The following is a 13,143-nucleotide window of genomic DNA, read 5'->3' as shown; positions in this document are numbered from 1 at the left end:
CATGCGGGAGCGCGCCTATGAACGACATCGGCACCATCGAGATGACGGTCGAGGAGAAGGCGCTGGTCAATGTGATCGACTTCCGAACCGACTTTCGCGATCGCGATGCCGTTCTGCCGATGCTGGCCGCAGCTGGTAAGGTCACGCCGATGTTGCTGGCACGGGTGCCATTCCAGAACGGCGTCAACAATGTTTCACGCAGCCTGGATGGGGCGTGGGGCGCAAATCGCGCTTGGAGGTGTTCGAAGGCAACGGCACCCGAGGCGCGGATATTTTCAGCCATGGCAATTTCCTGAAGTTCTTGCGTTTTTTCATTCATGGCGCAGACCTGCCGGCCGCAGTCAGGACGGCGATGCGCGATCAAGTAGGCGATCCGCGTTGGTTCACCAGCGGGGACCGCGAACCGCTGCGCAAGCTGGCGCGGCAGCTGTCGCGCGCGCACGGTCTCGATAGCAGCAGTGCTGACGAGTTCATGTATTTGTGCGCCGAGCTCGGTCTGAATGTAGACGATGCGGATTCGGTGCGCCGGGCCGTCAAGGACGTGAAGGGGCGATGAGGAACCGGCCGAACTGCACGCACGCCTGACCGCATCGATCCATCAACGGAATTGCCGAAACGGGGTCACGGCTTGCTGCTTCCGCTTGCTCGATACCAATCGACTTCCGATCCCCGCATAACTCCGCCGTCTGCCGAGTTCACAAAAAACCTATCGTCGGCCGCGTAGACCTGCCGTTCCGCGTGGCGAACTACAAAGCCGTTCATTGCCGCGACCCCCTCGTGCGAGAGCGTGACCACTTGATCCTCGCCCTCGAAGGTGCCCATCGAAGCGATATCGCGCGTGATCGGGAAGATGACAGTTGTCTCCATCAGAGCATGCCCAATAGGGCGCCGGAACCCGGATGGCGCGCCATCGCTGTTCATGAGGCAGATCGGGTGGTCGCTGGTGACGAAGCCGCCCGAATCTGCTGGCGCGATGCACAAGGCCCACTTCCGCGCGACGAGGGTCCGCAGCACGTCCTCGAACACCTTGAACTCGGTGAAGATGTGCTGGGCGTTTGCGACCTTGATCGTGTACTCGTCGCGCTCGAAGAACTCGCGCACCTCTTCATAGGTCGCTTTGTTCTCCGGCGCGATGTGGCCGTTGGCGCGTGCTTGCCTGATCTGCGACTCCCACATCTCGCGCGAGGACAGCGCCATGCTCATCGTGACCTTGGCAATCTGCGCCTGAAACTGTTGCATGTTCTCGCGCAGACGCGGGTTCCGCACGGCGAACATTGCTGCAAGGTTCATCACGTGCACCCACGCATCCCGATCCTCCATAGAGCGCGAGTGCTCGATCACGTCGAGCGCCTTGTTCACCTCAGTTTCGAATCCTGCAAGCCTGTTCTCAAGCTCCCCGGCGGGCCGGCCCTCGATGGTGTTGAAGTCCCGCTGCTTGGCGACGTTCTTCGGCGCCGACGCGAAGCGCCTGCCGCTGGCGAGGTCGAGCACGAAGAGCTTCGAGTTCTTGCTGCCATTGTGCGTGAAGCGCTTCAAATAGCACTGCGAAACGTAGTGGTGGCCTCGGGCTTCGCTCATTGCGGCATGCTACCGGAAGGCCACCTCGCGGATGATGCGGCCAGCGGCCGGCGCGTGCGGCGCCTCTTAGAACTGGAGAACAAATTGAACCAAATTGAGACGCTCGTGCTGGAGCTTCAGGCGCTGATCAAAAAGTCAGAGCAGGCGGTCTACTCGGTCGGCGAGGTTGCGGCCATTCTGGAGTGCACGCGCGCGTCGGTCGAAGCTAACCTGCGGTCGGGCCGCCTTCCTGGCCTCAAGTTCGGGCGCGCATGGGTTGTCCCCGTTGAGGCGTTCAACACAGCCATCAACGCCCTTGCGCTCGACGAGGCCGCCCTAAAACAAGGCACCCTTGCTAAAGCACGGCAAGACGCCATCGTCGCAATTCAGGTCGTTCCGCAGCCTGCACGGGGGCGCCGCCGGCCGCCGCCGGACCTGCGGCCGTATCTCGCGATGCTCGACTCGAAGGATTAAGCGTCGCGGCGCCGTTGAAGGCCCGCAACCCGGCTACCATTGCCTTCAGCCATGGCCCAGCCGGGACGACACAAAGGCCAGCGTCGCGCCAAAGCCCGCCGCCGCCATGACCGCGACGATTGGGAGCCACGGGGCCTCGCTGGTGGCGGACTTCGCTTGCTCATCCGCCAGCCTGACGGTCTGGGCCATGAGCTTGCCGATTTCGGCGCGCAGTTGGTTGTCGGGTAGAGGTTCGGTCATCGCGGCTGGTCGGACTAGTAGCGGCCGCTCAGGCCAGGTAGTTGTCCAAGGCGAACCCCTTGGCCCTAACTCGCGAGGCGATCTCGCGCAGCATCCAATCAAGGCGCGATGGATCGGTGAAAAGGTCTTGGAGCAGTTCTTCGACCGTGATTAGCGGGTCGCCTGCGGGGTCGAGCACCTTGAGCCGAATGCGGTGCTCGTAGTCCCAATCTTCGGCGACGCACTCCAGCGGAGCGAAGGCCCCGCGGATGCGCTTGAGCGCTTCGTCCAGCGACAGTGTCTTGCTCATCATCGAGTTCCTCTCATATTCCGAAGTCTAGCGCTGCTCTCGCCGTGCCAGTCGTGCGCGGTTGGCTCTGAGCCGGTGGATGAGGCTGGTCACGGCCCGGCCGATTTTGTAGAATTTGAGCGCTCGGGCTCTCACCCGACCGTGCGACCACAACGGCGCACCCGCCGGTAAGCGCAACGCCCGGCGCCCGCTCTGCGCAGAAGCGAACCCGGGGACTTCCAAGTTCAACCTTCGGAGTTCCCAATGCGGGCATCTCATCTTCAAAAACTTCGCGCCCGCTCGTGCTCCATGCAGGGTGGGGTCTGCTTCTACTGTCATCGGCCCATGGGCAAGGATGTGACCGCCGAGCACTTGGTGGCGCGCATGGATGGCGGCAAGAACACGCGCAGCAACATCGTGGCGGCCTGCCGGCGCTGCAACGCGCTGCGCCACGGGCTGTTCCCGGGTGCGGCCCCTGACCCGGAGACCTACCAAGCCTACGTTCTGCTGATGAAAATGGCCGGGCTATGGGGCGGCGAGTCAGCGGGTTCCGGAGCCGGAAGGCAGGGCGCAGCAGGCCGGGCTCGATAGCTGCGGCTGAGTTCTCAGCCACTGCTCGCAGCGGTCAATTGGCTCCATAAACGCCGAAGCGCTCATGGGCGCCACGCTTTCCCTGTGCCCGACAATCACGCGACCTTCAACTTGAACCCGGGGCCGCAGCGTGTCTGACCTACTCAATATCCTGCCGTGGATCGCCATCGGTCTCGGCCTCGCGTACCTGCTGCTCCGCGGGCGCGGGTTCATGTTCGGTGCGGCAGGCAAGGGGGGCGCGTCTGACACGAGCACCGACGATGAGCGGCTCGCGCGGGAGGCGGAGAAGATGCGGGCAGAGCTTGAGGCCCGGCGTGCGCGCCCGACCCCAAACTTTCGCGGACCCTGCCCTGCCGATGAAGATCACGTAAGCCTGTCGATCGAAGATGGCGACATTGTTCAGTCGCGCGATCGGTCGCCCAAGGTGGTGCGGCAGCGTACGACAGATGCGGCGCCCGTATTGCGCGGGTCGAAGGCGCGCAACTACATGCCGGAGATCGTCACGGGCATAGTCCTGCTGGCGGCCCTGTTCGTCATCCTTTCGCGCGGATATGGCGATGCAGAGCAGAAGTGGGCCTACGGCGTGATTGGGACCTTAGTGGGCCACTGGCTGAAGAAGTAGCCGCTTCTGACGACGCCCATTTTCATGAGGCGTCCCGCAGAATCGGAGCTTTCCAGCAATGAGGCTCCACGATGACATTCGACGTTGAAACCGGGACAGTGCTATCTGTCGCCGCAGTTCTCGTTTCCGCGGTCTCGGCATATTTGGCCGGGCTTGCGTACCGGCAAGCCAATCGCCCCGTTGTCACTGCCATCGTGGCCGAGCACGCTTCCGGCGCTAATGCGACTGCCTTCGATCTGATCGTGTCCAACACAGGTAACAGGCCTGCTACCCATGTCCGACTTCACGCCTCGCGGGCCGATCTTCTGACGCTGCTGGATGGTGAGGCAAGCGCGAAACGCGTCGAAATCATCGAACGCAATTTTCTCGCCGACAGTCTGATTCCGGTGCTGCGTAACAACGAACACCTCACCACGTCCTTTGGTGCGTTTACGAGCGTTCAAGGCGACAACAAAAGGTGGTTGAAATACGGCGCACAGATAGAAATTTCCATTTCCTACCGCGACCTTGAAGGGCGCAGTTTCGAGTCGCGACTCCCCTTAAAGGTCTATGCCCGCGATGGGTTCGGCGGCGGGACTTGGGCCAAGAGAGACGAGGCCTGATCGGGCGGTCAGGCGCGCGCCAGTGAGAAGCCACCGTCACCGGCGAAGAGATCGATGGCGCGCATGGATGCTCAGGCGCTCTTGCGAGCGGTCGATTTCTTCGCCGCCTTGCTGGCCTTGCCTGCTTTTGCGTCGTTACTGGCGGGTTGACGGCCAGCGCCGACGGCACCCTCGAAGAGCGCCGGCTGGAGTTGCGAGTCGATCAATGCGAAGGCGCTCTTGATAATGGGCAGGTCACGGCGGCGCTCATTCATCTTGCGGGCGCCGAAGCTGGCCCAGTGGAACGACAGGTCGTCGCGCTTTTCGATCTGGAAGCGCTGCTCCCACAGGTCCAGGCTGATGCTTTGTAGCTGGCCGGCCATCGAGTTGAAGGCGTTGATGTGCCCGGACGCGGCAAGCTGGTGGGGCCGAGAAGGCCTGCGCAGCGCCTGGAATGCAGCTTCCTCGGGTGATTCACCTCAGGTAACGACGACGCACACGAATACTGGACAAATATACAGTTGATATCTACTATGAAGGCATGGACTCGACGCCTGCCACCATCTGGATCGACGCCGTGGCGCATCAGCTTCATCGGCATTGGCGCACCGTCGACGCGGACACGCTCGAAGAAGTGGCGACCGGTCTCTGGCGCGATCCGCGGCTGCGCGCGATGACACCAGCAGAGGCGGCGGTCGATTGGCTCAGGCCCGTGGCGACCGGCCCACATCAGGGGAGTAGTTCGAGGCCTGGGCAAGGCTGAGCGGCGAGAAGCAGGCCCGAAGTCTGTAAACTTTGGAAACGAGGCTTCGCGCGAGTGCTGCGGGCGTCTGGGCACAAGCAATGACACGGTTCAACCCGGAAGTGTTTCGTTGGGCGAGAGAGAGCGCCGGTCTCGAACCGGAGGACGCTGCGCGCGCTATCGGCATTGCCACGGCGTCGCTCAAGTCGATCGAGGGCGGCGAAAAGGAGCCCTCACGCACCATGCTGGCGAACATGGCGAGGGTCTACCGCCGCTCGCTGTTGACGTTGTACTTGCCCGCGCCGCCGAAGAAGGGCGACCGAGGCGAAGACTTCCGAACGGTCGTCGCAGAACGTAGCGTCGCGGCCGAGGCTGACGTGGATGCGCTCGTGCGCGACCTCCGCGCACGGCAGCGTCTGGTGCGCACCGTGCTGGAGGACGATGAGGACGCGGCACCGCTGGACTTCATCGGCTCTGCAAAGATGGAGGCCGGTGTCCCGGCTCTTCGCGAGGCCATCGAGAAACTGCTTGGCGTCACCCGCACCGAGTACCGGGCGCAGAAGGATGCCGATGGCGCCTTCAATCTTCTGCGCGACCAGGCCGAACGGGCCGGGGTTTTCGTGCTGCTCGTTGGCAACCTGGGAAGCCACCACTCGACCATTCCTGTTGGAGCATTCCGCGGCTTCGCGATTGCCGATCCTCTTGCCCCTTTCGTCGTTATCAACGACGGGGACGCCAAGTCAGCATGGTCGTTCACGCTGCTGCACGAGCTTGCGCATCTGTTCCTCGGCGCCACGGGCGTCAGCGGAGGCGATGTGCCCGAGATGAAGATCGAAAAATTCTGCAATGACGTGGCCGGCGAGTTCTTGCTGCCGAGCGCAGACGTGGAGATGATCGATCTCGCCGGGCTCGACGTGAACGAGCAGATCGCGGTGATTTCGAAGCATGCTGATCGTTGGCGCGTGAGCCGACAAATGGTCGCCTACGGCTTGTGCAAGGCCGGCCGACTGTCGCTAGACGACTGGAAAGCGCTGTCGGCTGAAATCCATTTGCGCTGGCTCGCGGAACGGCGCCGCGAGAAGGAAGTCGCCAAGATGAAGAAGAGCAGCGGCCCAAGCTACTACGTCGTCCGGCGTCACCGGCTCGGGTCCGCCATGCTGAATTTCGCGCACCATGCCATGGATGCGGGAACGCTGTCGCCGGTCAAGGCCGCCAAGGTGCTCGGGGTGAGGCCCCGTAGCGTTTACCCATTGCTGGCTGCCGCCTGATCGGTCGCTCAATGCTCTATCTGCTTGACGCGAGCGTGCTGATCACAGCCCACAATTCCTATTACCCCGTCGACGGCGTGCCTGAGTACTGGGAGTGGTTGGCCTATATGGGCGAACAGGGCAACGTGAAGATGCCATTCGAAATCTTCGATGAGGTCAAGGACGGTCCGGAAGACGCGGAAAAAGATTTGCTCTTCGCGTGGCTGCAAGAAGACGCGAACAAGAAGGCGCTGCTGTTGACCGACATGGTGGACCCGGGGCTTGTCCAGAAGGTCATCACCGAGGGCTACGCCCCCGACCTCACAGACGATGAGGTTGACCAGATCGGCCGCGATCCATTCCTGATTGCCTACGCCCTGTCGGGCGAGATCCGTTGCGTTGTGACGGTCGAAACCTCCGCCCCGAAGAAGCAGCGCCAGAACCGCAAGCTTCCTGACGTGTGCAAGTCCCTTGGACAGAACTGGTGCAACCCGTTCGAGTTCAATCGAGCGCTCGGCTTTCGCACCCAGTGGAAGCAAGGCATCAAGAATTAACCCGACTGGCGTCGTGACCGAATCATGATCCTCACTCTCGACATCGTCAAGATCGAATCCAGCCTGTATGAAGCCCGCCTTTCGGTTGGCGGAGCAGAAGTCGCCTCACCGTCGGCATACGGCACCATCACGGAGGCACTGCGGGCGGTGGCTCAAGACATCCCCGACGACTTCGCCCATTTCGTCGACGTGCACTATGGCGGGGTCTCGTCAGGCACTATAGGGACCATGCGTCTCGCGGCGGAAGCGGAGGCGGTCGCTAGCCGGCTTGTCGATCTAGTGGCTGCCGTCCATCGTTCAGAAGCAGACCTAGCGCATACGCGCGAGCTCGCACGCGGTGAGCGCGCCTGACGATCATGTTCCTGCTCGCCACTGTCGAAAAGAAGGTTCGTTGGTACGCCGTCACCGAACGGCCGCTGGCAGGGCCGTGGCGATACGAACTCCACGAGGTGCTCGATCTCGACAAAATTGACGCCTGGGGAGACAAAGTGAGCGCCAAGCTGGCTGCGCAGGCCATGGGCCTTGCAACGTGGCGCTACGTGCGATTGCCATAGGCACCCACCATTAGAAGGCCGCCGCCGCGCGGCGTTCTTCTGGCCGGTGGCATGGTTCGACAGCTTAACAACTGCCACTTGCCACAACGGGTGACTCAATTCGCCTCAACGCCCATGATACCAACCCATTTGATCATCACCCGCGACGAGACCGCGATGTTGGCCCTTCGGGAGCGCGCAGCTCGAATGGCCGCCGCTCGACCCAACAAACTCTCGGAATTTGAGACGGCAATCCTGTTTATGCGTGGCGTCGTATCGAGAGCCGCGATGCTGCTGCCGGCCTATTACTTCTATCTCGGCGCGGCGTGCACCGAATCGAAGGAAAACCGCAGTTACGACGAATTGGTCCTTTCGAACTCGGTCCGCTTTTCGTCGTTGAGCACGATCGCGCTTGGCTGCCGAAAGGTGTTCGACCATGACCCGAAAGGGATGACTGGACGGCACTTTGCAAAGTGCTCCATCGAGACGTTCAGGCGCCTCGGCGCCTACTGGGGCGAAAACTCGGGGCGGAGTGTGGCTGACGCCATGCAAGCCATCGCCCTCCTGCAGCTCTTCTTCAACGAGTGCTCCGACTCGACCAAGATGTTGCTAGAAGGAGAGACGGCGTTGCATTTGCGGCTGGGGTTGCTGAAGCAGTACGCCAACAACGCGGCTGCCCACTTGACCATGGACCCGTTCGAAATTGGTTTTCTCGATTGCGCGCACCCGGTCGCCGCCCTGGCAATCATCGGTAGCATTATCCAGAGCTTTGACGAACCGGCCAGCGACTCCCAGTACTTCAATGCCCTAGATAGGGCGGCCTGGGCCTGCGCGGCCAACGTATTCCCCGACTTGATGAGCCTGAGACTATTCGATCGGTTCGATGTGCATCAGCAGGGCACGCTTTACTGGAAGTGGGACACCCTGAAGGGCAGGGACATGCTGCTGACGCAACTGCCCTACGCAATAGGGTGGTTTTAGGTGAGAGATCAAAGGGCGTGATTGGCGTGGTTTTCTCCTACCAACACGAGGTACATGCGGCCCTACTCTGTGTGAGCGCGCTGCAAAGTCTGGCAGAAGCTCCTCAGCATGAAGGCCGCGATCCTCGCCAGAACCGCCCCCGACCGCACCGTCGTTGTGTCGAACCAGTCAACGAGTCGTTAGAGCGAACGGAGCACCGCCTGCGCGGGGCCGTCGACGCTGGCCGTGTTCCATCGCCACGCGCGATCGTCCGAATACAAGACGAGTTGCTCAAACCAGTAACCGATGTGCTTTGTCGGTTGAGCAAGGAGCGGCTGTAATGGTTGCAGCGCCCGAACTTCGGCGACGGCCTTGGCGATCGTTGCTCCCGAAATCCGATAGATGTCGATTTTTTTGTCTGAGCGCAAGAAGTTGATCGGGTTATCGTCGCCGTTGCCCGCGCGCATCTGCGCGTGATGAAAGTTGCTACCGCCCATGCCGTCGCCGCGGAACATCCGGTCGAGCGTCTGCGAGCCGACATAAAGCTTTTCGTCCGCTCGGAGCTTCGCGAGCGATGCGCCCAGAGGTACGGCCACATACAGCCATGAATCTGCCGTGCATTTCGGCTGGTGCATCGCGATCTCAATGACAGGCAATCCGAAGAAGCCACGTGCCTTGTAGTTGTATGTCGCTACCGGATGAATCCTCTCTAGCGTGATGTAGCGGTCGAAGTAGGGCGCGAGATGCTCAATCAGGGTCATCACGGCAACTACCCACGGCGCATCAGACCGCCCATCACGCTCGCGAAGTGCTCGGCGAACGCTTGCCGGTACCCTGCTGATACGCGCAGCGCATCTGGATGGTTCAGATAAATCACTGGCACCTCGACGCCACCTCGCAGGCAAACGCCTGTGAAATAGTGGTGCTTGCTCGCGCCGATCTGCGCGAAGGTCCGGCGTAACTCCTTCGCCTCCGTGTTGACGATGCCGAGGCCACGCAGGAATTTCGGTGCCTTGCCGGCATGCACGTCGCCTAGGCTCTTGGGCACGATCAGTAGTCGAGGCTTAAGCTTCTCGATGATCTGAATGTTCAAATCGTTTGCAAACGCGAGCATGCGCTGCCACAGCTTCGGCTCGGCAGCGCTTAGGCCAACAGCGAGCTCTTTCATGTTGGCGCTTCCCCACGGCAAGAAGTTCGCCATCGCCACGGCGTCGATGTCGGAGTTGGCCTTGATCGCGTCGGTGTAGAGCGCCCACTTGTGGTTCGGTCGCTGCAGCGGGTTAAACGCAGTGATCGCAGCTTCAGAGTCCGTCGCCTGCTGCGAGAACATGCCTGAGCGCATCTGCGCCAGGAAGGTCTGAAAATGCGAGTCGTTGTGCTCTTGAGGCGCGAGGATCCGCGCCAGCCCCGATTTCACGCTCGGGTTGGAGCCCAGCCATAGCACATCGACTGGCCGTGTCGCAAGCGTCTGCTCGACCGCGACAGCGTCTTGCACGCCGAAAAGCCGCCCGCGAAACGGGGTGCTGTAGCTCCCCGTTGCGGCGCGCAGTTTTACGTTCTCTGGCGCGCGGACGAAATCGTAGATGCTGCTTTCGAGTGACTGGAAGAAGTTCATGTCGCTACAGCGGCGCGGGGCCGCTAGGAACGTTTTGACCTCGCGCTCTCAACGCCTCGTACAGTTGCGCGGGCCCGAGAAGTATGTCCTTCAAACCGTTGCGCACGCGATCCGAGTCCAATGCCTGCGTGCTCATAGTTGTGTTCGCCGCGAACGCGTCCATGATCGCGCTCATCAGCTCCGAGGTGAGGTCTGGCGAGTTGGCGAACTGGCCCTTCGAATTGTTCATGGCCTGCTGCACTAGCAGATCCGACTCCAGCAGCTTACCTTTGAGGACGTTGTTCACGTAGACCAACTTGTCGTCGTCCGACAGCTCGCCTTCGAACAGGTCGTTCACCTTGGCGACGATCTCGGACAGCAGCTCTTTCACCTTGTCCTGCACCTCGCCTGCGCCCGTTTCGGTCAATGGTTGCAGCTTGTATTTGGCTCCGGGCTCATGCAAAGCCAGGTGGCGCTTGCCGTCGCCCTTGAGCTTGTGATGCGTCAGTACCACCTTCGACATGTCGATCCCCTCGCGCTCGCGACCGAAGTCCATCAGGGCTAGCAGACGCTTGAAGAAGATCGCTCGCTTCTCGATTGCTGTGTTGCCGTAGTCGAAGACCTGGCTTAGGAACGCGTACACGCGCAAAAAAGCACCGAGGTCGCGTTTGAACAGCGTCAGTGCGTCCAGTGTGTCCTTCGCATCCTGCGCGGCCTTCGTGTCCTGGTTAGCCGCCGACGCCTCGCTGTCGACCAGCGTCTGGCGTGCCACCTTGAATTGTTTGAGCAGCCTGTCCGCCACCGGCTCGATCGCAGCGATGAGATCTGCTTGCGTCGCCTTGGGATTCAGTTCCACGGTCGCAACCCGATCGACCTCGAAGTCATCGTAGTGGCCCGACGCATCGAGCTTTGCCCGTAGATCGAAGACGAGGTTCGCGTCGGTCACATCGGCCAGTTCGGCTGTCGCGTAGTAGGTCTTGAAGGCCGCGAGAACCTCGTCGGGCTCATTCACGAAGTCAAGCACGTAGGTCGTGTCTTTGACGCCGAACTGGCCGCTGTAGGCCCGATTCAGCCGAGACAGCGTCTGCACCGCCTGAATGCCACCCAGGCGCTTGTCGACGTACATGCCGCAGAGCAGCGGTTGATCGAAACCGGTCTGGAACTTGTTGGCGACCAGCAGGATCTGGTACTCATCCGTGGCAAAGGCCTCTCGCATGTCGCGGCCCTTGAGGTTCGGGTTCAGTTTGGAACTGTTCTCCGTCACGGGCTCGAGAATCGATTGCGAATCGTTGATCTCGCCCGAGAATGCCACCAGCGTGCCGAGGGTGTAGCCGCAGTCCTTGATGTACTTGTCGATCGCCAGCTGCCAGCGCACGGCTTCAACTCGGCTGCCGACCACCACCATGGCCTTCGCATGCCCGTTCAACAGCGGCGCCACGTTTTCGCGGAAGTGCTCCACGACGATCGCGACCTTCTGGCTGATGTTGTAAGGGTGCAGGCGAACCCAGCGCATCAGATGCTTCATCGCCTCGCTGCGCTCAACTTCCTTCTCGTCCCACTCCTTCCCCTCATTCGCCAGTCTGAAGGCCAGCTTGTACGGCGTGTAGTTCTTCAGCACGTCGAGGATGAATCCCTCTTCGATCGCTTGGCGCATCGAATAGACGTGGAACGGCGCCGGTAGATTGTCTGGCCCGGCGGCTTGGTCCAGATCAGGTCGGCGGCCGAATAGTTCCAATGTTTTGGCCTTCGGCGTGGCCGTAAAGGCGACATACGTGATGCCAGCCACATTAGCGCGGCCGGCCATCTGGGCGGCCAGCAGGTCTTCGGTCCCGAACTCGCCGCCGTCGGCCAGCTCCTTGAGTTCTTCGACGCTGAGCACCTGTTTGAGCTTCGATGCTGCCTCGCCGGTTTGCGAGCTATGCGCCTCGTCGGCAATCACGGCAAAGCGCTTGCCCTGCGTGGCGGCAAGCTCCTGCACCGCCTTAAGGGCGAAAGGGAACGTCTGGATCGTGCAGACCACAATTTTTTTGCCGCCCGACAGCGCTGCGGCGAGTTCACCGCTCTTGCTTTGGCTCTCACCCTTTATGGTTGCGACCACGCCCGCGGTGCGCTCGAAATCGAAGATGGCTTCCTGCAACTGGGCGTCGAGCACGTTGCGGTCGCTCACGACCAATATGCTGTCGAACAGCTTCTTGTGCTGGGCATCGTGCAGATCCGCCAGGAAGTGGGCAGTCCATGCGATCGAGTTGGTCTTGCCGGAGCCGGCCGAGTGTTGGATCAGGTACTTCTGCCCGGCACCTTCCGCCAGCACGGCCGCGAGAAGTTTGCGGGTGGCGTCGAGCTGGTGATACCGCGGGAAGATGAGGCCGACGGGCTTCTTCTTGCTGTCGCGCTTGGTGACAAGGTAGCGGCCGAGGATCTCCAGCCAGCTATTGGGTTGCCAGACCTGTTCCCACAAGTAGGCGGTGCGGTGGCCCTTCGGATTGGGCGGGTTGCCGGCGGCGCCGTCGTCGCCCAGGTTGAAGGGCAGGAAGCTGGTGGTCGGGCCTTGCAGCTTGGTGGTCATCATGACCGTGCTGTTGCTGACGGCGAAGTGCACCAGCGCGCCGCGCGGAAATTCGAGGAGTGGCTCGGCCGTCGATTTGCCCTTGGGCTTCGGCTGGCGATCGAAGCGGTACTGGTCGACGGCTTCGTTGATGCTCTGCGTGAAATTGGTCTTGATCTCGGCGGTCGCGACGGGGATGCCGTTCAGGAACAGCACGAGGTCGATCACGTCGTCGTGGTTGGTGCGGACCTGGCGCACGACGCGCAGGCGGTTTGCGGCGTACCGGGCCTGCAGATCCGGGTTCATCGCCAGCGCGGGCTTGAACTGGGCCAGCTTCAGGGATTCGCGCACGCCGATCATGTCGATGCCGAAGCGCAGCACTTCCAACGTTCCGCGCTCGTCGAGCTGCTTGCGCAGGCGGTCGAGCAACACGGCTTCGGCGGCGGCGCCATGGTTCTTGCCGAGGGCTTCCCACGCCTTTGGCTGGGTGGTCTGCACCCATGCAATCACGTCGGAAGGGAAGAGGGCGCGGGGCGTGTCGTAGAGCTGCGCGTTCTGTTCGTAAAACCAGCCGTGCGCGCCCAGGTGGTCGCAGATGTCGTTTTCGAACTCGATCTCCTTGTGCAGGCTCATGC

The 13,143-nt window shown here is 61.6% G+C and carries 19 protein-coding genes; 12 read left to right on the top strand and 7 right to left on the bottom strand.

The window, feature by feature from the left end; all coding sequences use genetic code 11:
• The first annotated feature begins 17 nt into the window (after window positions 1-17).
• Both AC3A6Y_RS14530 and AC3A6Y_RS14525 read left to right on the top strand, forming a co-directional pair.
• Complete coding sequence (locus AC3A6Y_RS14530; RefSeq protein ID WP_487868918.1) at window positions 18-296, top strand: hypothetical protein; 279 nt, start codon at window positions 18-20, stop codon at window positions 294-296.
• Entirely contained in the window at window positions 233-556 is a 324-nt protein-coding gene (locus AC3A6Y_RS14525; RefSeq protein ID WP_487868917.1) for a hypothetical protein, read from the top strand. Before AC3A6Y_RS14530 ends, AC3A6Y_RS14525 begins: the two co-directional genes overlap by 64 nt.
• Before the next feature lie 65 nt (window positions 557-621).
• On the opposite strand, the gene AC3A6Y_RS14520 is transcribed toward AC3A6Y_RS14525, so the two are convergent.
• Window positions 622-1,578, bottom strand: a complete 957-nt coding sequence (locus AC3A6Y_RS14520) for a DUF4238 domain-containing protein (protein WP_487868916.1) — start codon at window positions 1,576-1,578, stop codon at window positions 622-624.
• 6 nt (window positions 1,579-1,584) lie between these two features.
• Between AC3A6Y_RS14520 and AC3A6Y_RS14515 the strand changes: the two genes are divergently transcribed.
• Window positions 1,585-2,031, top strand: a complete 447-nt coding sequence (locus tag AC3A6Y_RS14515; protein ID WP_487868915.1) for a helix-turn-helix domain-containing protein — start codon at window positions 1,585-1,587, stop codon at window positions 2,029-2,031.
• A gap of 45 nt (window positions 2,032-2,076) precedes the next feature.
• Here AC3A6Y_RS14515 and AC3A6Y_RS14510 read toward each other — a convergent pair whose 3' ends face one another.
• On the bottom strand, window positions 2,077-2,271 hold the full coding sequence (locus AC3A6Y_RS14510; protein ID WP_487868914.1) for a hypothetical protein: 195 nt from the start codon (window positions 2,269-2,271) through the stop codon (window positions 2,077-2,079).
• Window positions 2,272-2,299: 28 nt separating this feature from the next.
• Window positions 2,300-2,560, bottom strand: coding sequence for a hypothetical protein (locus AC3A6Y_RS14505; RefSeq protein WP_487868913.1), 261 nt, complete (start codon window positions 2,558-2,560; stop codon window positions 2,300-2,302).
• A 243-nt stretch (window positions 2,561-2,803) separates the two neighbouring features.
• Here AC3A6Y_RS14505 and AC3A6Y_RS14500 point away from each other — a divergent pair, with 243 nt between their 5' ends.
• The 3 genes from AC3A6Y_RS14500 to AC3A6Y_RS14490 all read left to right on the top strand — a co-directional run bounded on the left by AC3A6Y_RS14500 (window position 2,804) and on the right by AC3A6Y_RS14490 (window position 4,354).
• Window positions 2,804-3,130 (top strand): HNH endonuclease, encoded by a 327-nt coding sequence (locus tag AC3A6Y_RS14500; protein ID WP_487868912.1) that lies wholly within the window; start codon window positions 2,804-2,806, stop codon window positions 3,128-3,130.
• A gap of 130 nt (window positions 3,131-3,260) precedes the next feature.
• Entirely contained in the window at window positions 3,261-3,752 is a 492-nt protein-coding gene (locus AC3A6Y_RS14495) for a hypothetical protein (RefSeq protein ID WP_487868911.1), read from the top strand.
• A 71-nt stretch (window positions 3,753-3,823) separates the two neighbouring features.
• Window positions 3,824-4,354 carry a hypothetical protein gene (locus AC3A6Y_RS14490; RefSeq protein ID WP_487868910.1) on the top strand — a complete coding sequence of 177 codons (531 nt, stop codon included), beginning with the start codon at window positions 3,824-3,826 and terminating at the stop codon, window positions 4,352-4,354.
• A 71-nt stretch (window positions 4,355-4,425) separates the two neighbouring features.
• Here the strand turns inward: AC3A6Y_RS14490 and AC3A6Y_RS14485 are convergent, their stop codons facing one another.
• A complete protein-coding gene (locus AC3A6Y_RS14485; RefSeq protein ID WP_487868909.1) occupies window positions 4,426-4,716 on the bottom strand; it encodes a hypothetical protein in 291 nt (96 codons plus the stop codon).
• A 158-nt stretch (window positions 4,717-4,874) separates the two neighbouring features.
• Here AC3A6Y_RS14485 and AC3A6Y_RS14480 point away from each other — a divergent pair, with 158 nt between their 5' ends.
• From AC3A6Y_RS14480 to AC3A6Y_RS14455, 6 genes are all read left to right on the top strand, one after another.
• A complete protein-coding gene (locus AC3A6Y_RS14480) occupies window positions 4,875-5,096 on the top strand; it encodes a hypothetical protein (protein WP_487868908.1) in 222 nt (73 codons plus the stop codon).
• Between the two features lie 80 nt (window positions 5,097-5,176).
• Entirely contained in the window at window positions 5,177-6,343 is a 1,167-nt protein-coding gene (locus AC3A6Y_RS14475) for an ImmA/IrrE family metallo-endopeptidase (RefSeq protein WP_487868907.1), read from the top strand.
• Between the two features lie 11 nt (window positions 6,344-6,354).
• A complete protein-coding gene (locus tag AC3A6Y_RS14470; protein WP_487868906.1) occupies window positions 6,355-6,876 on the top strand; it encodes a DUF4411 family protein in 522 nt (173 codons plus the stop codon).
• Between the two features lie 24 nt (window positions 6,877-6,900).
• Window positions 6,901-7,227, top strand: coding sequence for a hypothetical protein (locus tag AC3A6Y_RS14465; RefSeq protein WP_487868905.1), 327 nt, complete (start codon window positions 6,901-6,903; stop codon window positions 7,225-7,227).
• Window positions 7,228-7,232: 5 nt separating this feature from the next.
• The gene (locus AC3A6Y_RS14460; RefSeq protein WP_487868904.1) at window positions 7,233-7,430 is read left to right on the top strand and encodes a hypothetical protein; all 198 of its coding nucleotides are present in this window, start codon (window positions 7,233-7,235) and stop codon (window positions 7,428-7,430) included.
• A 129-nt stretch (window positions 7,431-7,559) separates the two neighbouring features.
• Window positions 7,560-8,390 (top strand): hypothetical protein, encoded by an 831-nt coding sequence (locus AC3A6Y_RS14455; protein ID WP_487868903.1) that lies wholly within the window; start codon window positions 7,560-7,562, stop codon window positions 8,388-8,390.
• A gap of 179 nt (window positions 8,391-8,569) precedes the next feature.
• Here AC3A6Y_RS14455 and AC3A6Y_RS14450 read toward each other — a convergent pair whose 3' ends face one another.
• The 3 genes from AC3A6Y_RS14450 to AC3A6Y_RS14440 are packed head-to-tail and all read right to left on the bottom strand — an operon-like array spanning window position 8,570 to window position 13,141.
• Window positions 8,570-9,130 carry a hypothetical protein gene (locus tag AC3A6Y_RS14450; protein ID WP_487868902.1) on the bottom strand — a complete coding sequence of 187 codons (561 nt, stop codon included), beginning with the start codon at window positions 9,128-9,130 and terminating at the stop codon, window positions 8,570-8,572.
• Between the two features lie 8 nt (window positions 9,131-9,138).
• A complete protein-coding gene (locus AC3A6Y_RS14445; RefSeq protein ID WP_487868901.1) occupies window positions 9,139-9,984 on the bottom strand; it encodes a hypothetical protein in 846 nt (281 codons plus the stop codon).
• A gap of 4 nt (window positions 9,985-9,988) precedes the next feature.
• Window positions 9,989-13,141: a type I restriction endonuclease subunit R gene (locus AC3A6Y_RS14440; protein WP_487868900.1), complete on the bottom strand. Its 3,153-nt coding sequence runs from the start codon at window positions 13,139-13,141 to the stop codon at window positions 9,989-9,991.
• Window positions 13,142-13,143 lie beyond the last annotated feature (2 nt).

The sequence above is a fragment of the Variovorax sp. Soil_C_17 genome (assembly GCF_057657265.1).
This window is presented reverse-complemented; position numbering and strand designations above follow the sequence as displayed.

Excerpts from the sequence above, each read along its gene's own strand:
- AC3A6Y_RS14530 (WP_487868918.1), top strand. The coding sequence starts at position 18 with ATGAACGACATCGGCACCATCGAGATGACGGTCGAGGAGAAGGCGCTG.
- AC3A6Y_RS14520 (WP_487868916.1), bottom strand. The coding sequence starts at position 1,578 with ATGAGCGAAGCCCGAGGCCACCACTACGTTTCGCAGTGCTATTTGAAG.
- AC3A6Y_RS14515 (WP_487868915.1), top strand. The coding sequence starts at position 1,585 with ATGCTACCGGAAGGCCACCTCGCGGATGATGCGGCCAGCGGCCGGCGC.
- AC3A6Y_RS14510 (WP_487868914.1), bottom strand. The coding sequence starts at position 2,271 with ATGACCGAACCTCTACCCGACAACCAACTGCGCGCCGAAATCGGCAAG.
- AC3A6Y_RS14505 (WP_487868913.1), bottom strand. The coding sequence starts at position 2,560 with ATGAGCAAGACACTGTCGCTGGACGAAGCGCTCAAGCGCATCCGCGGG.
- AC3A6Y_RS14500 (WP_487868912.1), top strand. The coding sequence starts at position 2,804 with ATGCGGGCATCTCATCTTCAAAAACTTCGCGCCCGCTCGTGCTCCATG.
- AC3A6Y_RS14490 (WP_487868910.1), top strand. The coding sequence starts at position 3,824 with ATGACATTCGACGTTGAAACCGGGACAGTGCTATCTGTCGCCGCAGTT.
- AC3A6Y_RS14485 (WP_487868909.1), bottom strand. The coding sequence starts at position 4,716 with ATGGCCGGCCAGCTACAAAGCATCAGCCTGGACCTGTGGGAGCAGCGC.
- AC3A6Y_RS14480 (WP_487868908.1), top strand. The coding sequence starts at position 4,875 with ATGGACTCGACGCCTGCCACCATCTGGATCGACGCCGTGGCGCATCAG.
- AC3A6Y_RS14475 (WP_487868907.1), top strand. The coding sequence starts at position 5,177 with ATGACACGGTTCAACCCGGAAGTGTTTCGTTGGGCGAGAGAGAGCGCC.
- AC3A6Y_RS14470 (WP_487868906.1), top strand. The coding sequence starts at position 6,355 with ATGCTCTATCTGCTTGACGCGAGCGTGCTGATCACAGCCCACAATTCC.
- AC3A6Y_RS14465 (WP_487868905.1), top strand. The coding sequence starts at position 6,901 with ATGATCCTCACTCTCGACATCGTCAAGATCGAATCCAGCCTGTATGAA.
- AC3A6Y_RS14460 (WP_487868904.1), top strand. The coding sequence starts at position 7,233 with ATGTTCCTGCTCGCCACTGTCGAAAAGAAGGTTCGTTGGTACGCCGTC.
- AC3A6Y_RS14450 (WP_487868902.1), bottom strand. The coding sequence starts at position 9,130 with ATGACCCTGATTGAGCATCTCGCGCCCTACTTCGACCGCTACATCACG.
- AC3A6Y_RS14445 (WP_487868901.1), bottom strand. The coding sequence starts at position 9,984 with ATGAACTTCTTCCAGTCACTCGAAAGCAGCATCTACGATTTCGTCCGC.
- AC3A6Y_RS14440 (WP_487868900.1), bottom strand. The coding sequence starts at position 13,141 with ATGAGCCTGCACAAGGAGATCGAGTTCGAAAACGACATCTGCGACCAC.